This window comes from Mesorhizobium sp. WSM4306 (assembly GCF_007003975.1).
GTDB lineage: Bacteria > Pseudomonadota > Alphaproteobacteria > Rhizobiales > Rhizobiaceae > Mesorhizobium.
The window spans coordinates 90,286-116,266 of sequence record NZ_VFTC01000017.1; the positions used below are offsets into that span (position 1 = coordinate 90,286).

The window sequence follows — 25,981 nt, forward strand, 5'->3', positions numbered from 1 at the left end:
GGTGACACCGCATTCCTCTGTCTTTCCAGGAGACGGCGTGGACATCAATGCCGTTCCTCACCGAACCCGCCTCCTAGCCCTTCGCCCATACGTCACGGCCGCCCCCCGGTTTGGCTTCAACCTGAAGGATTACGGCGTCCTCTTCGCAGAGAAGATCGGGTTGTTCGTGGCGCGCGCAGCGGAGCCCAAGGAGCTTTTCTGGGTTGCGGATACTGGCATGTCGATATTACGACCGTGTGTCCTTCGACAAGCTTGGTGGCTTCTTCAACCAGAATCTCGCCGCGGAGATCGAATCGTTATCTGCGCCGCAAAGTGCGGCCGGTGAGCGGCGTGGCCCTGCGTTCCAGTTGGCCACGGTCCTCGCTGGGACGAGCAAGTAAATGGCTTGCGCAGCAACGGTGCGATCACACCTGGAGCACGGCGTCATCAGGAAAGCGCCATCCTTGTGCGCCCACGACACCCTGGTCGCCATCGGCCGCATCGCGGGGGGGCACTGTGGGCGATAACCATTCATTGATCTGGGCGATTGAGGGTTCTGCCGGGGCGCTATTGCTGCTCGGTAGGGCTGCGGGCTGGCGAGTCTACCAAGGCGAGCAACGACAGGCGAGACGGCAGACATTACGTGACGGAACTTGATATTGCAGTGCAGCAAGCGTAGAGCACCGCGCGCTTATCGGAGTGTCGTCCATGGCCCTTACCAATGCTGGTAACGAGGCAGAACCTGTCGAACAATCGAGCCATTCTGAGGTCGAGCAGCACAGCACCAAGGCGCTGATGTTGGGCGCACTAGGTGTCGTTTATGGCGATATAGGCACCAGCCCGATCTATGCATTTCGCGAGGCGTTGCATGCATCAGCGGGTGGCAACGTCGCCAGCCGTGGCGACATCCTCGGCGTACTCTCGCTGATCATCTGGTCCCTGACGATCACCGTGACGATCAAATACATCATGTTCGTGCTCCGCGCCGACAATCGAGGCGAGGGCGGAGTGCTGTCGCTTATGGCGCTGGCGCGCAACAGTTTCCCGACCTGCTCTGCGGTGATCCTCGGCATCGGCATCGGCATCGGCATCGTCGGCGCGGCGCTTTTTTTTGGCGACGCCGTCATTACGCCGGCAATCTCGGTACTGTCGGCGGTCGAAGGTATGAATGTCGTCACGCCGACGTTCCAGCCCTATGTGGTGCCGCTGACACTGGCCATCCTGGCGATCGTGTTTGCGGTACAGCGGTTTGGCACCGGCGGCGTAGGATTGGTGTTCGGACCCGTTACCGCGCTGTGGTTCCTGGCCATCGGCCTTTCCGGGCTCAACCACATCATGGACGACCCGGAAATCCTGCTGGCAATCAGCCCGCATTACATCGTGTCGTTCCTGGTCAACTCGCCTGACGTCGCCTTCGTTACGGTTGGTGCAGTCTTCCTCGCCGTCACCGGAGCCGAGGCGCTCTACGCCGACCTCGGCCATTTCGGCCGCAAGCCGATCGTGCTCGCCTGGCTGGCGATCGTGTTCCCTTGTCTGTTGCTCAATTATGTCGGGCAAGGCGCCTTCGTGCTGGCAAATGGCGGCGTTGTCGGTCATCCGTTCTTCGAGATGAACCAGGGCTGGACGCTTATTCCGATGGTCGTGCTTGCCACGGCGGCGACCGTGATCGCCTGCCAGGCGGTGATCTCCGGCGCCTTTTCGCTGACCAGGCAAGCGGTACAGCTCAACATGCTGCCGCGTTTCGTCATCCAGCACACGTCGGAAAAACAGTCGGGCCAGATCTATCTGCCGCGCATCAACCTGATGCTGGCGCTGGTGGTGATGCTGCTGGTGGTCGGCTTCGGCGAATCCAGCCGGCTGGCCTCGGCCTACGGTATTTCGGTGACCGGCAATATGCTGGTGACGAACATACTGCTTTTTGTTGTGATGACGCGCATCTGGAAATGGCCGCTCGGCGTCGCGATAGCCTTAATGGCGGTGTTCGTCTTCATCGATACCGGCTTCTTTGCAGCTAACATCGTCAAGGTATTCGAAGGCGGCTGGGCCTCGCTTGCCATTGCCGCAGTGATCGTGATGACCATGTGGACTTGGATAAGAGGCAGCAGGTATCTATTTGACAAGACGCGCAGGAACCAGATTCCGCTCGATTTCCTTGCGGGCAATCTGTTGAAGAAGAAACCGCAGCTGGTGTCCGGTACGGCCGTGTTCCTGACCAGCGATCCCGCCAGTGCGCCGACCGCGTTGATGCACAGCCTGAAGCACTACAAGGCGCTGCACGAACAGAACGTCATCCTCTCTGTGGTGACGGCGCAGCAGCCCGTGGTGCCCGACAGCGAGCGGATCAAGATGGAAACGATCAATGAGCTGTTCATGCGGGTGACACTGACCTTCGGCTACATGGAACAGCCTAACATCCCGCGTGCGCTGGCGATCTGCCGCAAGCAGGGTTGGAAGTTCGACATCATGACGACGTCCTTCTTCCTGTCGCGTCGCTCGCTCAAGGCGTCACCCAACTCCGGCATGCCGGTGTGGCAGGACAAGCTGTTCATCGGCTTGGCGCGCACGGCCGCCGACGCGACGGAGTATTTCCAGATCCCGACCGGACGTGTGGTCGAGATCGGAACGCAAGTGGCCGTTTAGGTATGCCCGGTTAAGCAGAATCAATTGGCATTTCGCGAGCCGGTGAATGCCTGACCGGGCGGAGGCCACGATGCTTGCGCCAAACTGGGGTCCGGTTCCAGGCCTGAAGCTTCCGGCCCCGAAAGCCGTCCTTTACGCCTGCGATCATTTCCGTTCCGCATTGTCTTGCCGACCCACCAGTCGAGATGCGCTGAAACGACCTCGCCGGGCAGCAACTTATCATTTGAACCTAATCGATGTGCCGCAAGTCCGACCTTCATTCTTCAGTTCACAGGCTAGCGTTGCCAAAATCGGCGTGCCGCCTAACCGGCGCCGCACCGTGACCTGTCAGGATGCTATGCAGGCGCGAGGCAGAAGCTGGCTCGAGGCCGCCGGCCTGGTGCTGGTCCGGCAGCGGCCGGGCTCGGCCAAAGGCTTCATGTTCCTCTGGAGGATGAGACGGGTGCGGCAAACGTCGTCGTCTGGGTCAAGATCTCTCGAGAAATTCCGGCGCGTGCTTCTTGCTTCGGCCATGCTCGGCGTCCGCGGACGCATCCGACGGAAGAGGAGGTGGTGCACCTCGTCGCCCACGAGCTGACCGATCTGTCGGCCGGGCTGGCCAGCGTGGGAAACCGCAAGACGCCGTTTCCGTTGCCGCACGGCCGAGGGACGAGGCTCATCACGGCGGATCGGGCATCGATCCGCGCGGCATGCCGAAGGGGCGCGACATCGTCGATGCAGTATGACCATATCGACCCTATCAAGTTCAAGACGCGTAACTTCCGGTAGCGCTTCCGGAGGCCACTTCAGCAGCATGTTGTGCACACTTTTGTCGGACCCTGTTAACTGCCGATTGGCAGCAGGTCACCCCGTGCCGGATCCCAAATGTCGTCGCTCTCAAGCGCAACGACTGCCCGCACCCTTTTTAAGTCAGCGAGCACCTCCACCGCCGGACGCCGCCCCGTTTCCTGAGCCGCGGCGTAACGGGTGTATTTGTGACTGTCCGGCTCAAACCACTTCAACGATTCCAAAGTAGCCATGGCATCGCCCTTGCGGCTGCGCGTGATGCGAATGATCGTGATCCCATCCTAAGCGCTCGCGTCGAATGGAGACACGCTGCCAACGCTTCATCTGCTCTACCCCATCTTTGTTCCAAGGCGGTCGGATCATCTCAATGAGCCCTGCCTCGGGGTGGCCAAAGCATGCATATTTATCGTTCGGCCCCGCATCGAATTATCATCTGCGATGTGGGACTCGATCTTGGGTTGGCGACGGCTTCGCTCCGGGAGTAGACGTCGGACCACTGATAAGTGCCGGACCTTCTCCACAATTTCTCGGCGGACTCATCGTGAACGCTCGATTGGACGTAAATGCGGTTCGCGGAAACGCAGGTCTGGCCGGCATTGCGGAACTTCGCCTGGACCGCACCGTCAACAGCACCGTCAATGTCGGCATCATCGAAGATGATGAAAGGTGCATTGCCGCCGGTTTCAAGGCTGACCTTCTTGATCTGGTCAGAGCACTGACGCATCAGCAGCCGTCCGACCTCGTTCGAACCGGTAAAGCTGATCTTTGGAATTGGTGCAGAGTTCACGGCCCACGCGATCACCTTCGGACGCATAGATCAGGTTGACCACGCCATCGGGAAAGCCGGCCTGATGGCGAGAGCAAACATTGCACCTAGCCACGCCACGATAAGATCGAGCGCGGCTTCGTTGCGTGCGGGTCTGTGGTCAGTGGAGGGCGGAGGAAAAGCGCTCGGCGTGCTCGCCCTCGCGATACCACTGGTTCGCGCCGGCAAGCGCCAGTTTCTGAGGCAAATCGCCGAACAGCTGGTAGAGCCTTACTCTCAGGGCTTGGCATCTATGTCGCCTACGACCGCCACATGCAGCCCGTCGCGTGCGAAAGCGGCTTTGTGGAAGGCGCTTAGATCGGAGGGCGTTACGCTAGTCAGCCTCCCTTGGGCGGTCTCGAATACGGATGCGTGCGTAGATTCCGCGCCGCCAGGCCAGCTCGGCGATCGCATGAGGTTCGCGCTCATTGGCAATGATTTCGGAGAGAAGCTGGGCGCGTATGCGGTCGAAAAGTGCTGGTGTAGCCGGATGCGGGTCCCGCCGCCGAGAATGTCGGCCAGCAGTCGAGCGCCGCGGCCCCGCACCAGGGACCGCCCATGAATGACTCATGCGAGGCGTCTCAAGGCTGTCCGCGATCCAGCGCCAGATCTCCGCCTCGCCCGAGACGCGCAGAGCTGGCCGGTTGTGCAGGAGCCGTCGGCAATATCCGCCTTCCTCGTTCGGATGGGTAACGCTTGCGATACGGAGTCTTGACTTTGGCAGTCGCTCTGTGACATTACCTATATAAAGTTCGAAAGAAGGCGATATGGATCATGCATAGGTCACAGAGACCCGAATGAAGGCAACGTATAAACGCACCTATTCGCGCTACGCGATGGAAGCGCTTGGCCTTTTCGGTAAGACCATCCGGCTTGGCCGGATGCAGCACCGGTTAACCGCACAGGAGTTAGCCGAGAGAATCGGTGTTTCACGCAGCACCCTGCAGCGCATCGAGAAGGGCGATCCCAAAGTCGAAATCGGACTGATGTTCGAAGCTGCTGCCATTGTCGGTGTGAAGCTGTTCGATGCCGACGGCAATGGCATCACAGCCCTCACAGGCCGCATGGACGATCGCATCGCGCTGCTGCCGAAGCACGTCTACAAGGCCGGCAAGCAGATCGTCGATGAGTTCTAAGGTCCCCAAGTACGACGAAGCCTATGTCTGGGTCTGGCTGCCGGGCGAGACCGCGCCGGTTGTCGCCGGGCGGCTATATGCCCATGACGGACTCGTCAGCTTCAACTATGGCAGGAGCTTTCGTGAACTGGGAAGCGCGATCCCGCTTTATCTCCCGGAACTGCCCCTGAAGGCAGGCGAATTGCCTTTGCTTCCTGGCCTAACCATGCCGGGATGCATCCGCGATGCTGCCCCTGATGCCTGGGGACGACGGGTTATCCTAAACCGCAAATTCGGTGTGAAGGGCGATGAAATCGCGCGGCTCGATATTTCAGAACTGACGTTCTTGCTGGAATCAGGCTCGGACCGCATCGGCGCGCTCGATTTTCAGTTTTCGCCAATGCATTACGAGCCGCGCGCACTGGCCAATGCCACTCTCGAAGAGCTTGTCCAATCGGCGGAGCGGGTAGAGAAAGGTATTCCGCTCACCCCCGAATTAGATCAGGCGCTGCATCACGGCAGCTCGATCGGCGGCGCAAGGCCAAAGGCGCTGATCGAGGGTGACGCCGTCAAGCATGTCGCGAAATTTTCCTCGTCTGCCGACCTTTACAGCGTCGTCAAAGGAGAATTCATAGCCATGCGGCTTGCCGCCTTGTGCGGCATCAGAGCGGCATCCGTCTCGCTCGTTCGCGCCGCAGGCAACGACGTGTTGCTCGTCGAGCGATTCGACCGGATCAAGGTCACGGGCGGCTGGCAACGCAAATCCATGGTCTCAGCGCTGACGATGCTCGCGCTCGATGAGATGATGGCGCGTTACGCCAGCTACCAGGATTTGGCGGAGATCATTCGCCACCGATTCACCGCGCCGTCGGAAACTCTGCGCGAGTTGTTCAGCCGCATTGTCTTCAACATACTTTGCGGCAACACCGACGATCATGCCCGCAACCATGCGGCATTCTGGGACGGCGCTAAGCTCACCCTCACGCCTGCGTACGATATTTGTCCGCAGGCCCGCAGTGGCCAGGAGGCCAGCCAGGCCATGCTCATCAGCGGCAATAACCGCATGAGCCGGATAGCGTCCTGCCTTGAAGCGGCGCATCACTTCCTGCTCAGCGCGCCGGAAGCTCTTGCGATTGTTGAAGGCCAGCTCCGATGCATTGCGGAGAATTGGCCGCGTGTCAGCGAGGAAGCTACGCTATCCGGCACAGATCGCAATCTGTTCTGGGGCCGACAGTTCCTCAATCCCTACGCTTTTACGGCGCTGGAAGGAAGCGCCGACGTTCTCCGCGCTCTGGCTGACGAACTACGCAACAGTGTTCACGCCTGATCCGGCGCTGGATTTCGGACAAGCTCGGCAAGCGCAAGACGCCCACAATATCGACAACCCTTGCCGTGCCAGGACGAAGATTGAACAAACGGCTCTTCAACAGTGACAACGTGCACTGCGGAGAGATGTGGAGCTGACACCGCAAAAGCCCAAGACGCGCGACTTCCCGCGATACAACTCCACATAACTGAGCGTCTACAAGCGGTGCAGCCAGCCAAACATCCAGCCATCAAAGCGATGATCGTCTGATCTTTTGCCGATGACATCACGTCGGGGAAGCCTTGTTCGAGCGCTTGCCGCTTCATATCGATACCGGCCTGGGCGTAGCGCATCGTTAGTTCAGCCCGAGTGGCCTGGCCATCGACTGATGGTGGCGATGTCAACACCCGCCTTGACGAGGTGGATGGCCGTCGTGTCCCGCAAAGGGCGATGATGGATGCTTTTTTCCGCCATGGTGGTTCCTTCGCCCGCAGCCATGTGTGCGCAGCAAGTATGGAACACCGAACCGGGTGAGCAGTGTGGGGCGGTCGTTGCTTTGCTCGGCGGGACAGGGCGATACCAGACGAAGGTCACAATCGAAGATTCAGGATCCCTGAACTCGTGCATCCGTATTGAACATCAGCGAAAACAGAGCGTAATCCCGCTGTCCAGAAGGCGTGCGGCGGACGATACGCGCCAGGACGCTCTTGATTTCCGGGCTCATCGAGATATTCGACAGGTGCCACCCACGCGCCCTCTTGAAGGGAAGTGTCACCACCAGTTGCAGCGTATCCTAATATTCGGGGTGCTCCGAAATCAGGAACCGCGCAAAGGCATGCATCGCCGCCAGCCTTGCATTGCGGGTCGCAACTGCCACGCTCGACCTCAAGTGATGTGAGAAAGCTGCCCATCCTGTCGGTATTGATGTCGGAGACCGCTTCTTCTTTCAAGAATATCTTCCCGCTCTCCCGCGGCATGAGCCCGTGGCATGCTTCGGCCCAATGCTGTGGATTGATGTTTCTTCATGCCACAACCTCGCTGACGAGACCGCCGAAAGCCCCTTCAAAGCGGTCGGTGGCGATCTCTCGCAGCTTTGGAAGGTAGTGCATTGATTTTTCGTGGAATGGGGACCCTGTTTAAAGGGTGATTTTCGTCCAAACGGGACCCCTTAACGATGGGGTCATCAAGATGCCTCCGGCTTGATCGGAGGCATTTGTGTTTTGGATGTTGGTTTTAGAGACGATTGCAAAGATACGTCGGCTGTCGCTGGTCCAGGGGAAGTCGATCAAAGCGATCTGCCGTGAGCTGAAGATCTCGCGCAAGGTGGTGCGCAAGGTCCTGCGTTCTGAGGAGACGCAGTTCCGCTACGAGCGCAAGCACCAGCCCTATCCCCGCATGGGAGCTCGGCGTGAGACGCGGGACCGGCTGCTGTCGGCGAATGCGGCCAAGCCGCAGCGGGAGCGGCTGCCGGTCGCTTCGACGGCTTCCATTGCATTCCCCCGTCGGTGTCGAAGACCTGCACGGTGCGCTTCGACAACAACAAATACTCGGTGCTGTCGAGTGCCGTCGGTCGGCCCATCGAGATCCATGCTTATGTCGATCGGATCGCATCCGCCAGAGGATGGCGTGGTCGTGGGAGAACACGTTCGCTCCTTTGGCCGCAACGAGGTCGCCTACGATCCCTGGCACACGGCGCGCGCCGTTCCTTGGCTGGGTCGTGCGGTCGGCAATGGAGAAGGTGCGGCGCAGCTCAAGGCGGTTGATGACGTCGACCGGCAGATGGTGTTGATCCTCACCTGGGTGCTGACCGACGGATTGAGCGCGGTCGAGGCCGCCTGTCAGGAAGCCATCGAGCACGGTGCATCGTCGGCGCCGGTGATCCTCAACATCCTGGCCCGCAGCCGCGATCCGGCGCCGGGCACGATCCTTTCCATTCCCCAAGCGCTGAAGCTAGCTCACGAGCGGTCGCCGACTGCACCCGCTATGACAGTCTCAGGAGGACAAACAGCCATGGAACGCACCGAGGTACTGGAACTGATGGGAGCGCTGAAGCTCTACGGAATGCGCAGAGCCTATGACGAGATCATGGGCGCGTCGCCATCAAGCGACGGCACGAGCCGCCCAGGATTGTCGGTGATCTCTTGCAGGCCGAGATATCGGAGAAGCAGGCCCGCTCCATCAAATACCAGTTCGCTGTCGCCAAGTTGCCGCTGGCCAAGGACATCGACGACTTCGACTTCGCCGACACGCCGGTCACCCCCTGATGCGCGATCTCGCCCGGCCGCGCCTTCGTCGCCGATCAGCGCAACATCGTCCTGGTCGGCCGCCTTCACGGGTCACCCAACTCGCGCGGAAGGTCGACCGCATTGCGACGGGCGCGTGTCGACTTCCCAACAATGTCAGACAGGAGACGCAACGCTATCGGAGCGATCGCATTGCCCGAAACGATTTTCCCAGTTGGCACGACAATTGCGGTCCTATGCGCAAAAGCAAACTAGACCTGAGAGCCGCACCGCATGAATGTAGCCTCCCAATATCTGCCGCTTGTGGCGCATCACGAAGCCGGGCACGCGGTGGCCGCCATCGTTTTGCACCGTCAGACGTTCGACGACGACCGTGAACTCCCTGCTTTCTCAAGTGTTAGTATTTACCCCGACGTCGGTGACGGAGAGTGCGGTGGTGTTGTCGAAGGCGCGGGTTTTTATTCAGCGCAAGGATTCACCTCGAAGCGAAAGCCGATTTTCGAGGACGATATGGATCGATGTTTGGAACGCGATGATGCGATCCGGGAGATAGTTGCGTGTCTGGCAGGTCCTTTTGCAGAATCCGCATTCGAAGGCTATCTGGACCCGCGCGATATGGCGATGAATGCGTCCGATGGGAATGAGGGGAGCAGCGACTACGCGGATGCCAAGCGAATCTATGGTGAGTTGCGGTTCCTGATGCCGCGCCGCCCCGATTGGGGGCGGATCGAAGATTGCACGGCCCGGCTAGTACTCGATCACTGGTCGGCCATCGAAGCATTGGCCGCGCATTTGCTGGTCAAGCATGCTCTCCAATTCGATGAGGCTCTGACGATTGTTGCGCCGCATCTTCCGCCCATGCCAGCAGCTACGCCGCCAGAGCGTCATCCGCAGCCTGCTTGATCAGCCATTCGATGTGATTTGACCACATCTGCAACACCTCGCGCTTCTCCTTGACGTTGCTATAGAGATTGTAGATTTCGCCAATGTCTGTCAAGGACGCCGCCTTGTGATTCAGTATGTGCTCGATGACGTGTGGCAATACCTGCCGCCTGCCGAGATTTGTCGCGAGCGTCCTGCGCAGATCGTGAAGGGTCCAGTTCTCCAAAGCCACCCCGTCAGTATTGACCTTGCCGTCTAGAGCCTTCTTGCCCTTCGCGTAGCCTGAGAAGTGGCTTCTTTCGTTGCCCCTCGCAGGGAAAAAAACGTGTCATTGGTCTTCGGTACCGTCTGGGGGACCGACACCGCCAGTGTGGACAGCGGAATAAGCGTAGGCTCTTCGTTCTTCGTGCGGTCACCCGATAGTTCCATGTTCCGGCTTCAAGGTTGAGGACCAACGCATCGCGGCAACTTCCGTACGCCTCTGTCCGGTCAGAATGAGCAGCTTGACGATGGAGCCGAACGAATAGCCGATATCGCCCGGTTCGGGCTCACAGCCCGTTCATATAGCCGCCAGTTCGGCATCGTTCACCACTCGCTTGCGCTTGACGATCGGGGCCGGATCCGGATTTTCCAATCCCTCGCGGGGAAACCGCGGATGAGCCGTTGCGGCGGTTTGCGACACCAGTTGAAAAATGCCCGCATACACCAGAAGGCCGTGTTAGCCGCTTGCGGGTGACCCCCGGCGACGATCTTCTTGGTGATGTTAGCAATGTCGGTGTCGATCACATGGTGGATAGAGCGACTCCCGAGGGCAGGCACAAGATACCGGTTCAGGCTGGCCTCGACCAGTGCGGTGTTTTGAGGGTCGTTACTCGGCGGCCTGGAGGTGACCGCCATCGCCGTCCTCGGTATCGTCAGCGCTGATATGCGCCTGATCGGCAAGGAAGGCTGGCAGTTCCGATGGAGCTATGCTGGAATTTGGGTGACGAGGCTGATCAAGCGGCGCTCTGCGGCTTCGTTTCGATGACCTGGATTCCGTCCAGGAACCTGGCACCTGCGATGAGTTTCGGCAACTGATTTTGTCCTTTCAATCGTCGCCACTTCCTGGCCGCGGCCAACAGCTTGAAGACCATCAGCTGGGCGGTTTTCGAGGATAGCGAGCCCTTGGTACGCACCGTGCGATAGCGAACGGTTGCAAAGACGCTTTCGATGGGATTGGACGTTCGCAGATGATCCCAGTGTTGGGCGGGGAAATCGTAGAGCGCCAGCGACGCAATATGATCTTTCGTCAGGCAGTCGACCGCCTTGGCATACGCCTCGGCCTCCATCTCGATCGCATGCGCAAGCAATTTGCGCGCGCCGCTGCGAAGTACATCCGTCAGGGTATCATCGATTTCGTCGGGCTGACGAAGGCGAACAATGTGTTGATAGTCTCGTTCATGGCGTATCACTCTCCTTGAGAGGTACTGGCAGGCTTCATCACCCGCCTCGATACGCCGCTCTCCTCAAGCCGCCATCATCCAGTTTCCGCCATGGCTCCCCCTGATTGATCCGCTTCACCTGTGCAACTGCACAGGCTGCCCTAGCGGGGAGATTGGCCTCCAATGGCGAAAGCTTGCCGCAGGAGACCCTCCGATGACCGTGCCTATGGCGCCGCCGCTACGACAACTTGCCGACAAGCAGCGTGCGATCCACTGCCGCGCTACTGCGCCTTCAAGGGACGTCTGGATCGCGACGCAGGAGCCGATGACCGTTACGGGATCAATTCCAGGTCGCGCTGGCCGTCGCTGTGCCAGTTCGACGGTCTGGTGGCAATTTGGGCACATCTTCTGTCGCCGACAGTGGCGATGGCTGACGCTTCAACGAAACGGGGTCTTCGACGTCTGCTGCCTTCGCCGATGCTTTGCGAAGTGGCATAATGTTTCGACGCACGCAGGCGCGGGCAGGGGATGTCAGTCATGAATCTCCTGACTGGCGCGGATCAGGCCGATTGGCGGGATGAAAGATCATACGACTACACCGCTGGCCTGACGCTGCGGGAGTGGGCTTGGGAGTTCTTACGCCGCAATCCAGCGTTCCAGCGCGATCTGACCGCTGCGCGCCAGCATTGCAAGACTTGGTCTCTCCAATCCTTTCTCGATATGGTCGCGTCGGCCGGCGACCTGTCACGCTGGGGTGTTCTGTTTCGCGGAGTCTTGTGGCCGCGCTTCGGTCGTATTCTGGTGTCCGCTCTGGTGCGTCCATGTGCTGCCGGTCATTGCGGAACGGTTGCCTGCCTCGTCGCCGACACCGCCGTTCGAACTCTCGGCATTGCCCTGTCGTGCAATCGTCCTGCTGGCGCCCGACAAGAGCCAGCATGTTCTTCTTCGCAATGCGGACCACGCGCTGCAGCTCGCCGTCTCGGGCGCGAATATCCTCCACCCTGTTTGCCTGCATACGCAAGCCATCTGGCCCGCGGTGCTTTTAAAGCATCGACTGAGGGGACTGGAGTGCCTCAATGCTCTCAGTCTAGGGCAACAGTTGCCCCCCCGCTTGTTTGCGCCGGAAAAGCGCGGCGTTCGTTTGTCCTTCGTTCTTCGTGCGCTCGACGGTTCGCTCGCCGGAGCACCTCATCGCGAGCTCGCCGAAGTTCTCATCGGTCAACGGCGCGTCCATGCCGACTGGGCGGATCCTCGCGATCATCTGCGCGACCGCATCCGTCGGGCCGTCTCGCGTGGCCGCGCGCTCATGAATGGTGGCTACAGAGATTTCCTAATTTGAAAAGCGACAGTCCGCGCTGTGCGTCGGTGGATGAACGTTCGCTCGCAGCTGTACCCGTCACCAACAGTTCGCCCGCCGACAGGACTGCATGGCGCCTTGCAAGTGCGCTCTGGTCTAGCTTGTCGATGCCGAAATGAGATGGGCGAGGGTGCCAAGGCGGTGGTTCATTAGGGCCGGCCTCGACCTGGACGCACATCATTGGTCGGAAAGCGGCGTGCACCGCAATGTCGCCATAGCAGCCAAGATCCTTTGAGGCCGGACCTGCAGTCCTGTTGGACCGGCGGGTGCAACAATATGGAGGGATCTGAGGCCTCACACCGTTCCCTGGTCGACAGCTCGGTCAACATAGCACCCACCGCTTGATTATGGAAATGGTGTGCCTGGAGTGCAGCGAGTAGCGGCTTGCTGCGCACTGTCCTAAGAATAGCAGTCATGACCCGTCTGGGGTTCTGCAACACGACGATTCAACCGCTTGGGCATTGTCGCATATCCCACAATGTAGAATGCGCAACAGGGCAAAAGCTGATCCATCGGCGGTTTATCAATGCTTTTTGGCTTGGCACGGCACATGCAACGCAATCGGCAAAAGGCGCACGAACTGAGTGGCCCATCGGCCCTAGGAGCGCTGACTTATGCCCTCCCAAGGCATGTCCGGCCCGACAGCGAGCTCAGTCTCCTGCCGGGCATCCGTGTTTCAGGTCAACGGCGTTTGGAACTTCCAATTAGGTGGCGGCATTGACCGCAGGCCGCCCCCCGGTGGGGCGGAGAGACAGTGCAGCAGGTTTCAAATCCCGCCCATGCAAAGATATTTCATTTCCAGATAGTCCTCGAGGCCATGACGGGAACCCTCCCGCCCGATGCCGGATTGTTTGATCCCGCCAAACGGTGCCGCCTCCGAGGACATGCGTCCCGTGTTGATGCCAACCATGCCATATTCCAGAGCCTCTGCCACACGCCAGACCCGCTTCAGGTTTGAGGCATAGAAGTATGCGGCGAGGCCGTATATCGTGTCATTGGCCTCGCGCACGACCTGATCCGCATCGTTGAAGCGAATGATCGGCGCGAGCGGCCCGAATGTCTCCTCTTGCGCGACTGCCATGACGCTGGAAATCTCGGTGAGGACCGTGGGTTCGAAAAACGTGCCATTCTTGCCGATACGCTGGCCCCCGCATCGTATTGTGCCGCCTTTCGCAATGGCATCTGCGACGTGAGACTCGATCTTGGCCAGAGCATGCTTGTCGATGAGCGGTCCGATGTCCACTCCGGCATCGAATCCGTCGCCAACCGACAAGTGCCGGATTCTTTCCACGAATTTCTTGACGAACTCATCGTGAACGCTCGATTGGACGTAAATGCGGTTCGCGGAAACGCAGGTCTGGCCGGCATTGCGGAACTTCGCCTGGACCGCACCGTCAACAGCACCGTCAATGTCGGCATCATCGAAGATGATGAAAGGTGCATTGCCGCCGAGTTCAAGGCTGACCTTCTTGATCTGGTCAGAGCACTGACGCATCAGCAGCCGTCCGACCTCGGTCGAACCGGTGAAGCTGATCTTTCGAATCTTGGAATTGGTGCAGAGTTCACGGCCCACGCGATCACCTTCGGACGCATAGATCAGGTTGACCACGCCATCGGGAAAGCCGGCCTGATGGGCGAGGGCGAACATTGCGCCAGCCACGAGCGGCGTCTGTTCAGCGGGCTTGAGCACGATTGTGCAGCCCGCAGCCAAGGCCGGCGAGATTTTGCGCGCCACCATGGAGGCCGGGAAATTCCATGGCGTGATCGTGCCAACAACGCCGATGGGCTGCTTGATCACTAGCATTCGGCGGTCTGTCGAGGGTGCCGAGATCGTCTCGCCATAGACGCGATTGGCCTCCTCGGCATACCATTGCAGATACGCCGCCGCATGCGATACCTCTGAAATGGCTTCGGCAAGCGGCTTGCCCATTTCCGCAGTCAGAATCGCGGCGAGATCGCCTGCATGGTCGATGATCAGCTGATGCCATCGCCAAAGAACGTCGCTACGTTCTCGGGCCGTCAACGCGGCCCATCCCGACTGCGCAACATAGGCCTTGTCTACCGCAGCACGTGTCTCCTCCACGCCCATATCGGGAAGCTCTGCCAAAACTTCGCCGGTCGACGGATTGACGACCTCGAACGTCTTATTGCCAACTGGTCTGCCGAGTGCCGGCAGGCGGTCGATGGCTCCAAACAGGTGCGGGGATTTCAGACGGCGGATCATCGGCAGGCACAGGGGCAATACCGGATTCCTCCTCAACGCAGCGAACATCCAGGTCGACAGGCCGTCAGTGTGTATTCTGCACCAGTGGGTTCGTCGTAGGGCCTCGGCAAAGCAGCTGGTAGACCACGCTAGCCCGATGAAAAGACAGCAGTTTCGTTAGTTTGAGTGCCCGCGGTTCATCAATTGATGGATTAAGCAGTCGGATGTTTGCTTCATCCACCATGCCTGCTGGTGGCATGCGACTGAATTCTGCAAAAAGGCGGCATACATGCTGAGGAGCGCCATTTCGGCGAGAGGCCGCCGGACCGCCAATGCCGCGCAAGGTCGGCGAAAACGACTCCGCGCGTCTGCATGATCTGCTTGGCCCACGGGCCTCCACATTCGCTCTTCCCACGAGAAGCCCCGATGAAGAAGGAAGGTGAGATGAGTTTCTTTACTCATCCTTGCCGCCCAGCGGCGGGCCGACCACCAAAATGGCGGGCTCGGCCGAAAGCAGCTTTTTGGCCGCCGCCTTGACCTGTTTGAGCGTCACCCGACCGATGCTGCGGGCGCGACGCTGGTTGTAGTCGACGTCGGCCTTGTGAATCTGCAAATCCAGGAGCCGGTCTGCAATCGAGCGGGTCGAGCCCAGTTGGTCGATGGCATAGGCGCCGATCAGGTGCTTCTTCGACGCCTTGAGCTCGGCCCCGGTCGGTCCTTGCTGCGCCATCTGCTTTACCACATCTCGCACGATGCTCAGTGTTTGGGCAGCGCAGTCCGAGCGTGTCTCTGTCGTAACCAGAAGCGAGTCAAGGGTTAGTTCAGAGCTGACGTGATAGGCAAGGCCGCGTTTTTGACGTACCTCCTCGTAAAGGCGGGAAGTCAAGTATGAGCCGCCAAGGATGTCGTTCAGCAGCACGGCCGCGTAGAAATCCGGCGCGCTAGGCTTCACGCCAGGCCAGGCCAACGTCAGCGAAGTCTGCGGCAGGTCGTAGTTCTCCTCCACCAGTTGACCGAGTTTCGGCGCGACATCGTAGACGGGGACGAGGGTTTGTTGCTCAGGCAAATCACCAAACAGCTGGTCAAGCCTTTCCCTCAACGTGTTCGCGTCAATGTCACCCACCACGGCAATATGGAGCCCGTCGCGAGCGAAAATGGCCTGGTGGAAGGCGCGGAGGTCGGACGGCGTGATGCCGGGCAGGCTCTCTTTTGTGCCTTCTCCCAGCCTTGAACAAGGATGCGCGCCATAGATCGCGCGCAGCCATTTGCGCTGAGCGATGGCGTTAGGGTCTCGCTCGCTGCCGACGATGCGGGAGACAATCTCGGCGCGGACGCGATCGATCGGCCCCTGCTCGAAGCGCGGCGCGTTCAGCGCGAGCCGAAGCAGGCCGAACGCCGCGTCCTGCTTTTTGGAAAGCATGCACATCGATCCGTAGATGTCGTCGCTTTGCGCGTCCAAACTCATTTCGGCGCCGGCATGGTCGAGCTTCACCTGGAAGGCACCGCTGTCGTAATGGCCAGCGCCTTCGATGAACAGGCCGGCCATCAGTTTGGCCATCCCCTCCTTCCCGACCGGGTCCTGCTTGGTGCCGCCCTTGAAGGCAAAGCCGATGTTGACGATTTCCACTGTGTGGTCCTCCACCAGCCAGGCGATGATGCCCTTTTCGGACTTCACCTCCTGGATGTTCATCGCAGCATGGGGCCGAGCGCCGAGCGTCATCTCTTGATTCTCCGTCTTGGGCAAGAGATAGCCCGTGGTCGAACGGTCGAACGCGAGATAGCGGGCGGCAACTGCTTTGATTTGCTCGGGGGTAACCTTGCGGATGCGATTCGGCCGTTCCTCGACATCCTTCACGGTACCGCCGGTGGCCAGCGTCGAGCCGTAGATGCTGGCGAGCCAGTCCAGGTTGTCTTCCGCAAAGATCATATTGAGCAAATAGTGGTCCTTGGCCTTGCCTAGTTCCTCGTTGCTGACACCATCCTCGGCAATGCGGGCAACTTCGGCAGCGGCCGCCGCTTCGAGATCAGCCAGCTTGGCATCGCCGCGCGGTGCGCCATAGATGGCGAACTTGGTGTCGTCGAGCATAGTGCCCTGGAAATAGACGCGGGCGCTGGAAGCGATACCTTGCTGGACAGCGAGCGCCTGGTAGAGCCGGCCGCGGTTACCGCCGCCGAGAATTTCGGCCAGCAGGTCGAGCGCTTCGGCCTCGCCCGGCTTGGCGGTGTGGTAGGACGGCACCACCCACTGCGTCGAAAAACTGGGCACGCTGACGCGGGCGTCTGAGAGCGTGACGGTGCGCCTGGTGTTCTGCTCGGGCTCAACCGGCCGGATGCGCGGCGGCAGGTCAGGTCCGCGCGCCACCTTGCCATAGGTCTTTTCGGCCAGCGCCCGCACCGTGTCCGGTTCGACATCGCCGGCCACGATCAGCACGGAGTTGTTGGGCCAGTAGTACTTTTCATAGAAGACGGTGGCGTCGACGCGGTTCAGCTGCTCGATCTCCTGCATCCAGCCGATGATCGGGATGCGATAGGGGTGGTTCTGCCACAGCGTCGCGTCGATCTCCTCATGGAGAACGTCCTGCGGGTTGGTGTCGGTGCTTGAGCGGCGCTCCTCGATGACCACATCGCGCTCGGTCTTGACGACATCGTCGGTCAGGATGAGGTTTCGCATTCGGTCGGCCTCGAAGCTCATCATCAGCTCGAGCGCCGACGGCGCCACTGTCTGATAGAAGGCGGTGTAGTCGGAGGAGGTGAAGGCGTTGTTGGAGCCGCCGATCTCGAACACTGCGCGGTCGAATTCGCCGCCCGCATGGTTGGTCGTCGCCTTGAACATCAGATGCTCGAAGAAATGGGCGATGCCGGATTTGCCCGGCGGCTCGTCGGCGCTGCCGATCTTGTACCACACCATGTGGGTGACGATCGGCGCCCGGTGGTTGGGAATGACGACCACCTCCATGCCGTTGTCGAGCACGAAATCCCTCGCCTTGCCGTCCTCCCATGCGACGGGGATCGGAGCCGGCCCCGCGCCGACCAACTCGGACGCAACGGACGTCCTGCGAAGCCCATGAGTGCGGGGCTTGCTTGGTAGTTCTGGTAGGGAGAGTGGGGTTATGGGCTGCGTTCCTGGCAAAGTGATCTGTTCCTCATTTTGAAGGATCTATGTCTCCCGAACGCCTATTGGGAGAAAGTGGATCGGCACGCGACGCCGAGCCACATGAGCCGTCAGCGTGTTGCTGGGCCTGACGCGAGCCTCATCTTTGGATGCGTCCGGGAAACTTTCGGCATGGTGAGGCCATGGGAAGTCTGCTCGTTATCCATTGGGTGTTTGCGGATACCTGAGCATGCCCCGTGCCAAGTAAGAAAGCCCCGATTCGCAAGGTTTGATCCAACCTTGATACTTGCGATATCCGACATTGTCGGGCATCCGACAGAAAGCGCCTTTCGCCGGCGCGCCGGCTATGACGCTCGCCTCCTCCGGCGTGACGACGATCCTTTGGCGGGCGCCGCGCACACCGATCTGCCCGCCTATCAGCACCGCGACATCGAAGGACAGCGCGATCGTGACTGGATGGGTCTTACGCAAACATGCAGCAGTGCCACCGCGATCAGGACTTCATCCGCCCCACAAAGACCCGAGCGCGAGGGACGACGTGTAAGGCAACATGTCATCCTCGATAATGATGCCGCGCATAAAGAGGTAAGGTCCCTCGTCGTACCGGCGAGCCCCTTCGCTGGGTCTCGCGAGGGTCTGGTTTGCGAACGTCGACCGACAGCATCACGGCATGGGCGGCCCCATCGGTAGGCAAGCATTGACCGTGCCATCAGCGTTGAGGCAGCGCAGAGCCCAATTTCCCGGTGCCAGCCGGTACGTTGGAGCTTCAACTGTGGCCAGCCAAGCGGGCCGAGGCCGTGAAACTCCTGATACCCTGGACCGTCCGGATTGCAACGCACGACGCCTTGGTCTCGCGCCAACGTCCATTGACGCTCAGCGAAGCATCATGCGGACGAGCTGGGAAAGCTTGGCCGGGCCGGCGCCTTCCCAGGCGCATGGGACGCGCGACGACCCATGTGGACCTTGGATTTCACTACGCACTTACGCTGCTTTGGCCTTGTCAGCAGCCTGAGCATAAAGCGTGCTCAGCTTTCAGGGCGAGCCTCTTTCATGTTGATAGCATCTGTCGTCATTCAGGATCGCCCCATTTTCGCATGCCGCTTGCAGCTTTCAGACTGTTGTCAGCCAGGGCCGCCATAAAGGGTCTCGTTTAACGCATTCGGGAGGCTTCATCACTCGACCACATTAATTTCGGGCCGTTCGCCGGCGCTCCGAATGGCACTTAACACCAGATCCTCTCCAAACCCGTGATGATCCAAGAGGAAAACGAAAAATCCCTAAATCATAAAAAAGCACCGATACGGTCGGCTCCAGGCTGATGAAATTGCGGTCTCACTGGCCACGCACGATACTTGCGATGGCGATGGCCATTGCAAAGGCCGGTCAAGCACCCAAGACGCTGACAAGCACGCCTCCGACCAAAGCTCGATCGTTGGCAGCCTTTCTAGCCGTATACTTGGGGCATTTTGGGACGGCGATCCGGACGCCGATTAAAACCTGCCGGTCGTCTAAATGGAATGGTTGGTCCGGGTCCTTACTGGACCTGCGCCAACCCGATCGGGCCGGCGCACAGGGGCACCCAGACAATTGGACACGTCGCCTTTGCGCGGCGGCTTGCACTTTCTCGGATGGCCTTTTTTCTCCCCGGGCGAAATCGAGCGAGCGGTGAGGCGGAGCCTTCGATTTTGCCGATCATGTCGTGTCGCTTCGATCGAACTGCTCAGACGATGATAGCGGCATTGATTGCCGCGGCCGAAATGCGTTGTGTGAAGTACGATTTCTACGCCGTATACATACTGCCGTACAGTTCGCCCTGTCAGCAGCCTTGCCAGCAATCCGCCCTGTGTCCAACTGTCGTCGAATTCACCGGTGTCATTGAGGAATTCGTATGATCGCCTCGAAACCATCATTGCGACCGCGGGCGGGCGACGCAAGCTCTAGACTGCCACCGATCCGCTGGATAACCATGTTAGCGATATGTAGACCAAGGCCTGAGCCCGCAGCAGGAGTAGCACCACGACTAAATCGCTTTGTAAGCCCTTCGAGGTCGGGGAGGGGCACCACCGGTCCGGCGTTTGCAATAGCGATGGTTCCATCAGTTTGGACGGAAACTGTTGTCGGAACAGTGGGCAGTCCATGTATCAGCGCATTCTCGATCAGGTTACGAAGGAGGATCCCAAACGCATCGACATCCACTTTGCGCATCAAAGTGGGGCAGCCGTCGACGTTAAGATGCAGGCGTCCGGCATATTGCGGCTTTTTCCTCAGGTCATCGATTTCCAGCCGAACCGATCGGACAAGATCGATCGCGTGATCCGCCATGCCAACCCCCGATTCGGCTTGAGCGAGCTGAAGCACTTTTTCGACAAGGCGGCCAAGGCTCGACAGCGCTTGCTCGATGCCGCGCGCACGCATTTTGGCCGACCCATTGGGAAGCTCGGCCACTAATCTCTGCATCTGAGCGATTGAACCTGCGATCGGCGTGCGCAGTTCATGCGCACTGTTTGCGGCGAACTCGCGTTCGGCCTCGAGAGCCGCCCGCAGACGATCGAGAAGCCGATTGACGGATGCCGCGATTGGAGCCAACTCTGCCGGGAAATCGCCCAAGTCCATTGGTGACAGATTGCCGCCGTCGCGCGATCCGATCTGCTGTCGCAGTACCTCGATTGGCCGCAGCGAGCGCCGGATCACGATCCACCAAACAGCTAAGCTAAAGGGCAGGAGCACGAGTGTCGGAAGGAAGACAAAAAGTGCGCCCTTCGCGATTGTGGTACGGCGGCCATCAAGCGGTTCGGCCAACTGATGATACACGCCGTCTTGGATCTCCTCTGTGTAGACGCGGTAATCAGCGTTTCGCCAAAAGCCGTTACTCAGGGGAGCATCAGGGAAGGGCTGCTGACCCTCTTCCGGTTCAGAAATAAGCACTACCCCGTACTTATTAATAACCTGCTCACGATAGGTCCAGTACTTTTCATAAGTTGGCAAGTGGTTATTGTATTGATCAACGTGTTTTCCATTCAAGACCTTGATCAGCTCTGGTTCTCTGTACTCTGCGCTCCCCTGGAGCAAGTCATCCGAACTTTCGTTTACATTATTGCAAAAAATGAACGCAGCAATGGTTGGGGCGGCGATCCAAACCAGGAGCGTTGCCCCGCCTAACCACGATATCAGCTTTCTCGTCATGCTGTTCGAGTTCGTCATGTGACCACGAGCCTGTATCCGGAGCCACGCACGGTTGCTATTCTATCCCCGCCGATCTTCTTGCGGAGCCGGCTGACATAAACCTCCACTGTGTTGCTCTCGAACTCCGAATTGAATGAATAAAGCGCGTGCTCGATCCTCCCCTTTGAAACGACCGAACCGGGCCGGCGTAGAAGGCAGTCGAGCACCGCCCATTCGCGTCCAGACAGGTGGACCTCCTGCCCGTCGCGGAAGAGGCGTCGCTCGGCTGCCTGTATGGAAAGCGTCCCAACCGAAAATTGCGGCTCCGGAAAATGCCCTTGGCGACGTGCCACTGCACGGATGCGTGCCGAGAGTTCCCCCAGATCGAACGGCTTGACCAAATAGTCGTCGGCGCCAGCGTTGAGCCCCTCGATGCGATGCGAAATCCGATCGCGGGCTGTCAGAATGATGACCGGCGTTGTATCAAGCCCCTTGATCAGCTCCCGCAGATAGTCGATGCCATTGCCGTCCGGCAGGTGAACGTCGAGCAAAATAACGTCGTAGCCGGCCACAGCTGCATGACCGCGCGCTCCGGACAGGCCCTCGGCCCAGTCGACCGCGTGGCCACCAGCCACCAAATGATCGTGCACAGCACTTCTAAGGTCGTCGTCGTCTTCAATGAGCAGTATTCGCATCAGGCTGCCGAGCTCCGGTATGAGGGCAAGGCTCCTGCCTTATTGATCGAAGCTGACAGTAGGCTGAACCGGCGCCAGCGAATATCTGGGGGCTTTCAGGCTGCTGTCAGCTACAATTGCAAGAAAGGGGTCGTTAACAAAGCCAAACGAAGAGGCCTTATGAAACCCCTCCTGATCTCGGCACTTTTGCTCAATGTGACCACCGGCGGCTGTACACTGGTTGGCGGGCAATTCGACGTGGCGGTCAACGAATGGCAGCCGCGCCACGCGTCAATGTCCAGGCTTGAAACTGACAGGTGTCTTAAATACGAGGGCACCGTAGCGGGTGCCTCCAGTTATCGAACAGTGCCTAGCAGGTCAGAAGTGCACTTTGACCATAGGGGTCGTCCGTATTTTCGGCGCTCGCGAACAGAGTCGACGGTCAATCGATGCGCCACTGCCAGAGTCTGGAACGGTCAAGTGTTTGTTATCCCCCGTCCGGGCCATATTCTCTGCCGAGGACCAAGAAGGCCCTATTTTCGGTGCCCACGAACAGAGCCAACGGTCAATCGATGCGCCACTGCCAGGGTCTGGAACGGTCAAGTGTTTGTGATCCCCTGTCCCGGCCGTGTTCTCTGCCGAACTCGCCCTTGTAGTCGGCACACCAAAGATCGTTAGGGCGACAGCCGTTTGAAAGTGGTGTCCCCGTCGCCCTGTTGCGCCTGCGCTTGCGGCGCTCGACCATGCCGTGGCGGTCGAGCACGGCATGCACGGCCGAGATCGCGGGCCGGTGCACATCCGGATACAGCCGGGCCAGCCGCTCGCGTATCTTCGGCGCACCCCATGTCGGCTTGTCTTGCTTGAGGCGCACAATCAGCTTCTCGATTTGAAACGGAAGCTGATTGGCGTGGCGATAGGGCCGCCGCGATCGGTCCGTCAGCCCTCCAGGCCGCTGTCGTTGTAGCGCGTGAGGATCTTGTAGCCGGTCTTGCGCGAGATATCGAACTCCCGGCAAAGCACCGCCATCTTCTCGCGTCCAGCAGCCGGGCGACGAACTTCAGCCGCTCTTCCATGACGTTACACTCCTTCCAAGGCACCTTGCTCTCCTTGCAAAGGGCCGAAAGTGTAACCCATCTATCCGGAATGAACTGTCACCCATCTCTCGGGAAGGAAAGTCATGGCCAAGGCAACTGGAAGCCGAATTTTCTTTTAGAGTATGAATCAGCGCCGTCTGCCGAAAAGCGCGTCCACGATCTTCCCTTTTGAAACGACCGTGCAGGGCTGGGGCAGACGGTAGTCGAGCACCGCCCATCCGCGTCAAGTCAGGTAGACCTCCTGCCCGTCGCGGAAGAGGCGTCGCTCGGCTGCCTGTATGGAAAGCGTCCCAACCGAAAATTGCGGCTCCGGAAAATGCCCATGGCGACGTGCCACTGCATGGATACGCGCTGAGAGTTCCCCCAGATCGAACGGCTTGACCAAATAGTCGTCGGCTCCAGCGTTGAAGCCCTCGATGCGATGCGAAATCCGATCGCAGGCTGTCAGAATGATGACCGGTGCCGATTCAAGTTCCTTGATCAGCTCCCGCAGATAGTCGATCCCATTGCCGTCCGGCAGGTGAACGTCGAGCAAAATAAGGTCGTAGCCGACCACAGCTGCATAATCGCGCGCTTCGGACAGGTTCTTGGCCCAGTCGACCGCGTGGCCACCAGCCACCAAATGATCGTGCATAGCACTTCCAAGGTCCTTATCGTCTTCAGTGAGCAGTATTCGCATCATGCTGCCGAGCTCCGGTATGAGGGCAAGGCTCCCATCTTATTGGTCGAAGCTGACAATAGGCTGAACCGGCGGCAGCGAATTATTTGGGGAGCTTTCAGGCTGCTGTCAGCTACAACTTGCAAGAAAGGGGTCGTTAACAAAGCCAAACGAAGAGCCCCTATGAAACCCGTCCTGAACTCGGCACTTTTGCTCAATGTGACCCCCGGCGGCTGCATCAGCAAATTGATTTGGGAAACAGGCGCGCCGGTTCTAATGACCGACGCAGGCCGAGGTCTGGAGCTGGACCAGCGAACGGCGTCTTCGGTTTTTCAGGCAACAGCCACATGGAAGAATATGATTGGCTCGACCATGCGCCGAGCTTTGTCGAACGGATTGGTCGCGGGCGCACTACCACAGATTATGGCAGGTTTACGCCCTGGCCTTGACACCCGGGGTGATCGTCACCGGCGGAGCCGCGGCGTACTGATCGGATATCTAACGTCGCTGAGTCTCTCGTCGGTGCAGTGGATCTCTCGGCTTAGCCATCATGCAAAAAACGACGGTTCCGCGACACCACTTTTCAGGTCCGTGACACAGGCTTTGTGAGCCGATCTGTTGTTCTTACCCCAGGCTAATGGCTGAACAGCTCTGTCGCCGGCTCGATGCGCCAGATGGCGCGATGTTTTGAACCCTTTCACGAGGCGACGGCAGCAGCCGACCGGCTCTCCTATCGCGGCTCCCGCGATCCACACACCCAACAAGGGAATCTACCATGGTAATGAAGGCACCGGTTGCCGACGCTAGGAATGGGTCGGTAGTAGATCGGCTGGTCGGCATCGACCTCGCTCGGGGCCTGGCTGTCTTCGGGATGTATGCCGCCCATCTCGGTCCCGACCCCGGCGAAGGAGGACTAGTCGGGTTTCTGATGGAACTAACCCATGGGCGGCCGTCGGCCCTGTTTGCCGTATTGGCCGGTTTTTCAATCCTCCTGATTACAGGTCGCAAGGCGCCGAAGTCGGGGATAGCCGGTAGACAGGCCATCGCCAGAGTCGCAATTCGTGCCCTTGTTTTGCTCGCGCTTGGCTCAATCCTGGGCTGCCTCGGTACCCAGGTCGAAGTCATCCTAGAATACTACGGAATTTGCTTCTTGTTGGTATTGCCGCTCCATCGGCTCAGCGCATATCAGCTGGGCTTGATCGCTGCCGCTACGGCATTAGTTCTCCCGCAAGTCCGTTCCTCCCTTCTGTCGGTTGCCCCCAACCTCCTCGACCCGGTCTTCAACCTCATGGTCAACGGCTACTATCCCGCGGTGACCTGGGTTCCTTTCCTCATCGCTGGCATGGCCATCGCGCGCCTTAATCTTAATACGCTAGCAGCGCATTGGCGCCTTGGTCTGGCGGGGGTCGCGCTGGCCGTGTTGGGCCATGGGGGATCCTTGCTCGCGCTGAGTTCCCGCGCTTTGACTGAAACCTCCTTGTGGTGGTCTGACGTTGACGGCGCTTTTGAGCCTTCCAAGTCGTCATTTATAGTCAAGTCGTCATGGATAGCCGCACCTCATAGCGAAACGACGCTTTCGATCGTGGGCAGCACCGGTTGCGCAATGATCATCTTGGCGGCTTGCATGCTCGCTGTGGATGCGCTCCCGCGTCTGCGAAAGCTGGTCTGGCCAATAATCGCAGTCGGCTCGATGTCTTTGACGGCCTATGTGCTGCACATTGCGGGAATAGCCTATCTTATGAAGATAAACATTTTCAAAGACGAGAGCCTGTCCACGCTCTTTGGCTTCGTTGTGGTTATCAGCACTTTTGCGGTGCTTTGGCTGCGCATCTTCCAGCGAGGACCGATGGAAGTGCTGATGGGTAGGGTCGCAGATCTCGCGCGTCACATCCGCTGAGCACCGCCGCGCCCCGGCCTCCCGATCACATTACGGACAAGGTGGGGCTTTGTCCAAAGCTTGTTCGCGGCAGGGGAGGGTACTTCCTCCCAGCCTGCCGCCTTGTTGATGGAAGCTAAAACGGTCGCGCAGGCGCTAGAGTTGCATCGGCATAATCAGCTTAAACTCGCGAAGTTAAACCCGCGGTTGGTCTATCTCGGCCCGCCTCACCTGAAAGGCTAAGGTATCCGTTTCGGTCAAGGGTTTTAGGGGCCATTTTCGCTGCGCCTTGAGGAGAGCGTTTGCTAGGATGAGGAGCTTTCGCAACAAGATGATGACCTTTGCGGGTTTGCCTGCCGCCTTTAGCGCCTGGTATTTTGCCTTGAGGTCGGGGTTGAAGCGCAGGGCGAAGGGCCGGGCATGTAGAGGGCCTGGCGAACATTGGCCCGGCCGCCCCGGATGAAGGCGCGGCCGCTCCATTTTGCCGAGGCCGGCGAGGCTTGCGGCCTTTGGTTCCGAGTTCCGGCATGTCGATGGTGAGTGTGCAGGCGGTGGCATCCGATGCGCCATATGCTGGTCAGGATTTCGCGGCGCTGGACAGCGTCGGGATCGGCTTTCATGAGGGTAAGCATCGTCTGATCGATATCGCTGAGTTCACGTGGATCTGC

Annotated in this window: 14 protein-coding genes and 6 pseudogenes; 9 read left to right on the forward strand and 11 right to left on the reverse strand. The window is 59.4% G+C overall.

Annotated elements, in window-relative coordinates:
- Window positions 1-687 precede the first annotated feature (687 nt).
- Window positions 688-2,619 carry a potassium transporter Kup gene (locus FJV77_RS20085; protein WP_063169287.1) on the forward strand — a complete coding sequence of 644 codons (1,932 nt, stop codon included), beginning with the start codon at window positions 688-690 and terminating at the stop codon, window positions 2,617-2,619.
- A 307-nt stretch (window positions 2,620-2,926) separates the two neighbouring features.
- Window positions 2,927-3,387 (forward strand): annotated as a pseudogene (locus FJV77_RS20090) (OB-fold nucleic acid binding domain-containing protein); the annotation flags it as partial.
- Between the two features lie 512 nt (window positions 3,388-3,899).
- On the opposite strand, the pseudogene FJV77_RS32470 reads toward FJV77_RS20090, so the two are convergent.
- A pseudogene (locus tag FJV77_RS32470) lies at window positions 3,900-4,396 on the reverse strand (aldehyde dehydrogenase family protein); the annotation flags it as partial.
- Between the two features lie 611 nt (window positions 4,397-5,007).
- Here FJV77_RS32470 and FJV77_RS20105 point away from each other — a divergent pair.
- Entirely contained in the window at window positions 5,008-5,346 is a 339-nt protein-coding gene (locus FJV77_RS20105) for a helix-turn-helix transcriptional regulator (protein ID WP_063169282.1), read from the forward strand.
- Window positions 5,336-6,652, forward strand: a complete 1,317-nt coding sequence (locus FJV77_RS20110) for a HipA domain-containing protein (RefSeq protein ID WP_063169281.1) — start codon at window positions 5,336-5,338, stop codon at window positions 6,650-6,652. The genes FJV77_RS20105 and FJV77_RS20110 overlap by 11 nt, the downstream gene beginning before the upstream one ends.
- A gap of 569 nt (window positions 6,653-7,221) precedes the next feature.
- On the opposite strand, the gene FJV77_RS20115 is transcribed toward FJV77_RS20110, so the two are convergent.
- Window positions 7,222-7,581 (reverse strand): hypothetical protein, encoded by a 360-nt coding sequence (locus tag FJV77_RS20115; RefSeq protein WP_126066776.1) that lies wholly within the window; start codon window positions 7,579-7,581, stop codon window positions 7,222-7,224.
- A gap of 516 nt (window positions 7,582-8,097) precedes the next feature.
- Here FJV77_RS20115 and FJV77_RS33015 point away from each other — a divergent pair.
- The 3 genes and pseudogenes from FJV77_RS33015 to FJV77_RS20130 all read left to right on the forward strand — a co-directional run.
- Window positions 8,098-8,631, forward strand: a pseudogene (locus FJV77_RS33015) (IS21 family transposase); the annotation flags it as partial.
- A gap of 10 nt (window positions 8,632-8,641) precedes the next feature.
- A pseudogene (locus FJV77_RS20125) lies at window positions 8,642-8,955 on the forward strand (ATP-binding protein); the annotation flags it as partial.
- A gap of 192 nt (window positions 8,956-9,147) precedes the next feature.
- A complete protein-coding gene (locus FJV77_RS20130) occupies window positions 9,148-9,777 on the forward strand; it encodes a hypothetical protein (protein ID WP_063169279.1) in 630 nt (209 codons plus the stop codon).
- Here FJV77_RS20130 and FJV77_RS20135 read toward each other — a convergent pair.
- The gene (locus FJV77_RS20135; protein WP_082826569.1) at window positions 9,743-9,988 is read right to left on the reverse strand and encodes a tyrosine-type recombinase/integrase; all 246 of its coding nucleotides are present in this window, start codon (window positions 9,986-9,988) and stop codon (window positions 9,743-9,745) included. The two genes, FJV77_RS20130 and FJV77_RS20135, sit on opposite strands and share 35 nt — an antisense overlap.
- A 763-nt stretch (window positions 9,989-10,751) precedes the next feature.
- A complete protein-coding gene (locus FJV77_RS20140) occupies window positions 10,752-11,207 on the reverse strand; it encodes a transposase (protein WP_256748481.1) in 456 nt (151 codons plus the stop codon).
- Between the two features lie 793 nt (window positions 11,208-12,000).
- On the opposite strand from FJV77_RS20140, the gene FJV77_RS20145 reads away from it, so the two are divergent.
- Window positions 12,001-12,516, forward strand: coding sequence for a DUF2285 domain-containing protein (locus FJV77_RS20145; protein WP_224570032.1), 516 nt, complete (start codon window positions 12,001-12,003; stop codon window positions 12,514-12,516).
- 784 nt (window positions 12,517-13,300) lie between these two features.
- Here FJV77_RS20145 and FJV77_RS20150 read toward each other — a convergent pair.
- The 7 genes and pseudogenes from FJV77_RS20150 to FJV77_RS20180 all read right to left on the reverse strand — a co-directional run bounded on the left by FJV77_RS20150 (window position 13,301) and on the right by FJV77_RS20180 (window position 23,461).
- Window positions 13,301-14,776 carry an NAD-dependent succinate-semialdehyde dehydrogenase gene (locus tag FJV77_RS20150; RefSeq protein WP_095769043.1) on the reverse strand — a complete coding sequence of 492 codons (1,476 nt, stop codon included), beginning with the start codon at window positions 14,774-14,776 and terminating at the stop codon, window positions 13,301-13,303.
- A gap of 415 nt (window positions 14,777-15,191) precedes the next feature.
- Entirely contained in the window at window positions 15,192-16,457 is a 1,266-nt protein-coding gene (locus FJV77_RS20155) for a pitrilysin family protein (protein ID WP_128311092.1), read from the reverse strand.
- 9 nt (window positions 16,458-16,466) lie between these two features.
- Window positions 16,467-17,771: pseudogene (locus tag FJV77_RS20160) on the reverse strand (pitrilysin family protein); the annotation flags it as partial.
- Between the two features lie 1,950 nt (window positions 17,772-19,721).
- The gene (locus FJV77_RS20165) at window positions 19,722-21,050 is read right to left on the reverse strand and encodes a HAMP domain-containing sensor histidine kinase (protein ID WP_063169275.1); all 1,329 of its coding nucleotides are present in this window, start codon (window positions 21,048-21,050) and stop codon (window positions 19,722-19,724) included.
- The gene (locus FJV77_RS20170; RefSeq protein WP_024505389.1) at window positions 21,047-21,706 is read right to left on the reverse strand and encodes a response regulator transcription factor; all 660 of its coding nucleotides are present in this window, start codon (window positions 21,704-21,706) and stop codon (window positions 21,047-21,049) included. The genes FJV77_RS20165 and FJV77_RS20170 overlap by 4 nt, the downstream gene beginning before the upstream one ends.
- A 619-nt stretch (window positions 21,707-22,325) precedes the next feature.
- Window positions 22,326-22,758: pseudogene (locus tag FJV77_RS20175) on the reverse strand (helix-turn-helix domain-containing protein); the annotation flags it as partial.
- 244 nt (window positions 22,759-23,002) lie between these two features.
- Window positions 23,003-23,461, reverse strand: coding sequence for a response regulator transcription factor (locus FJV77_RS20180; protein ID WP_224570033.1), 459 nt, complete (start codon window positions 23,459-23,461; stop codon window positions 23,003-23,005).
- A 751-nt stretch (window positions 23,462-24,212) separates the two neighbouring features.
- Between FJV77_RS20180 and FJV77_RS20185 the strand changes: the two genes are divergently transcribed.
- On the forward strand, window positions 24,213-25,334 hold the full coding sequence (locus FJV77_RS20185; RefSeq protein ID WP_063169274.1) for a DUF418 domain-containing protein: 1,122 nt from the start codon (window positions 24,213-24,215) through the stop codon (window positions 25,332-25,334).
- Window positions 25,335-25,981: the final 647 nt, after the last annotated feature.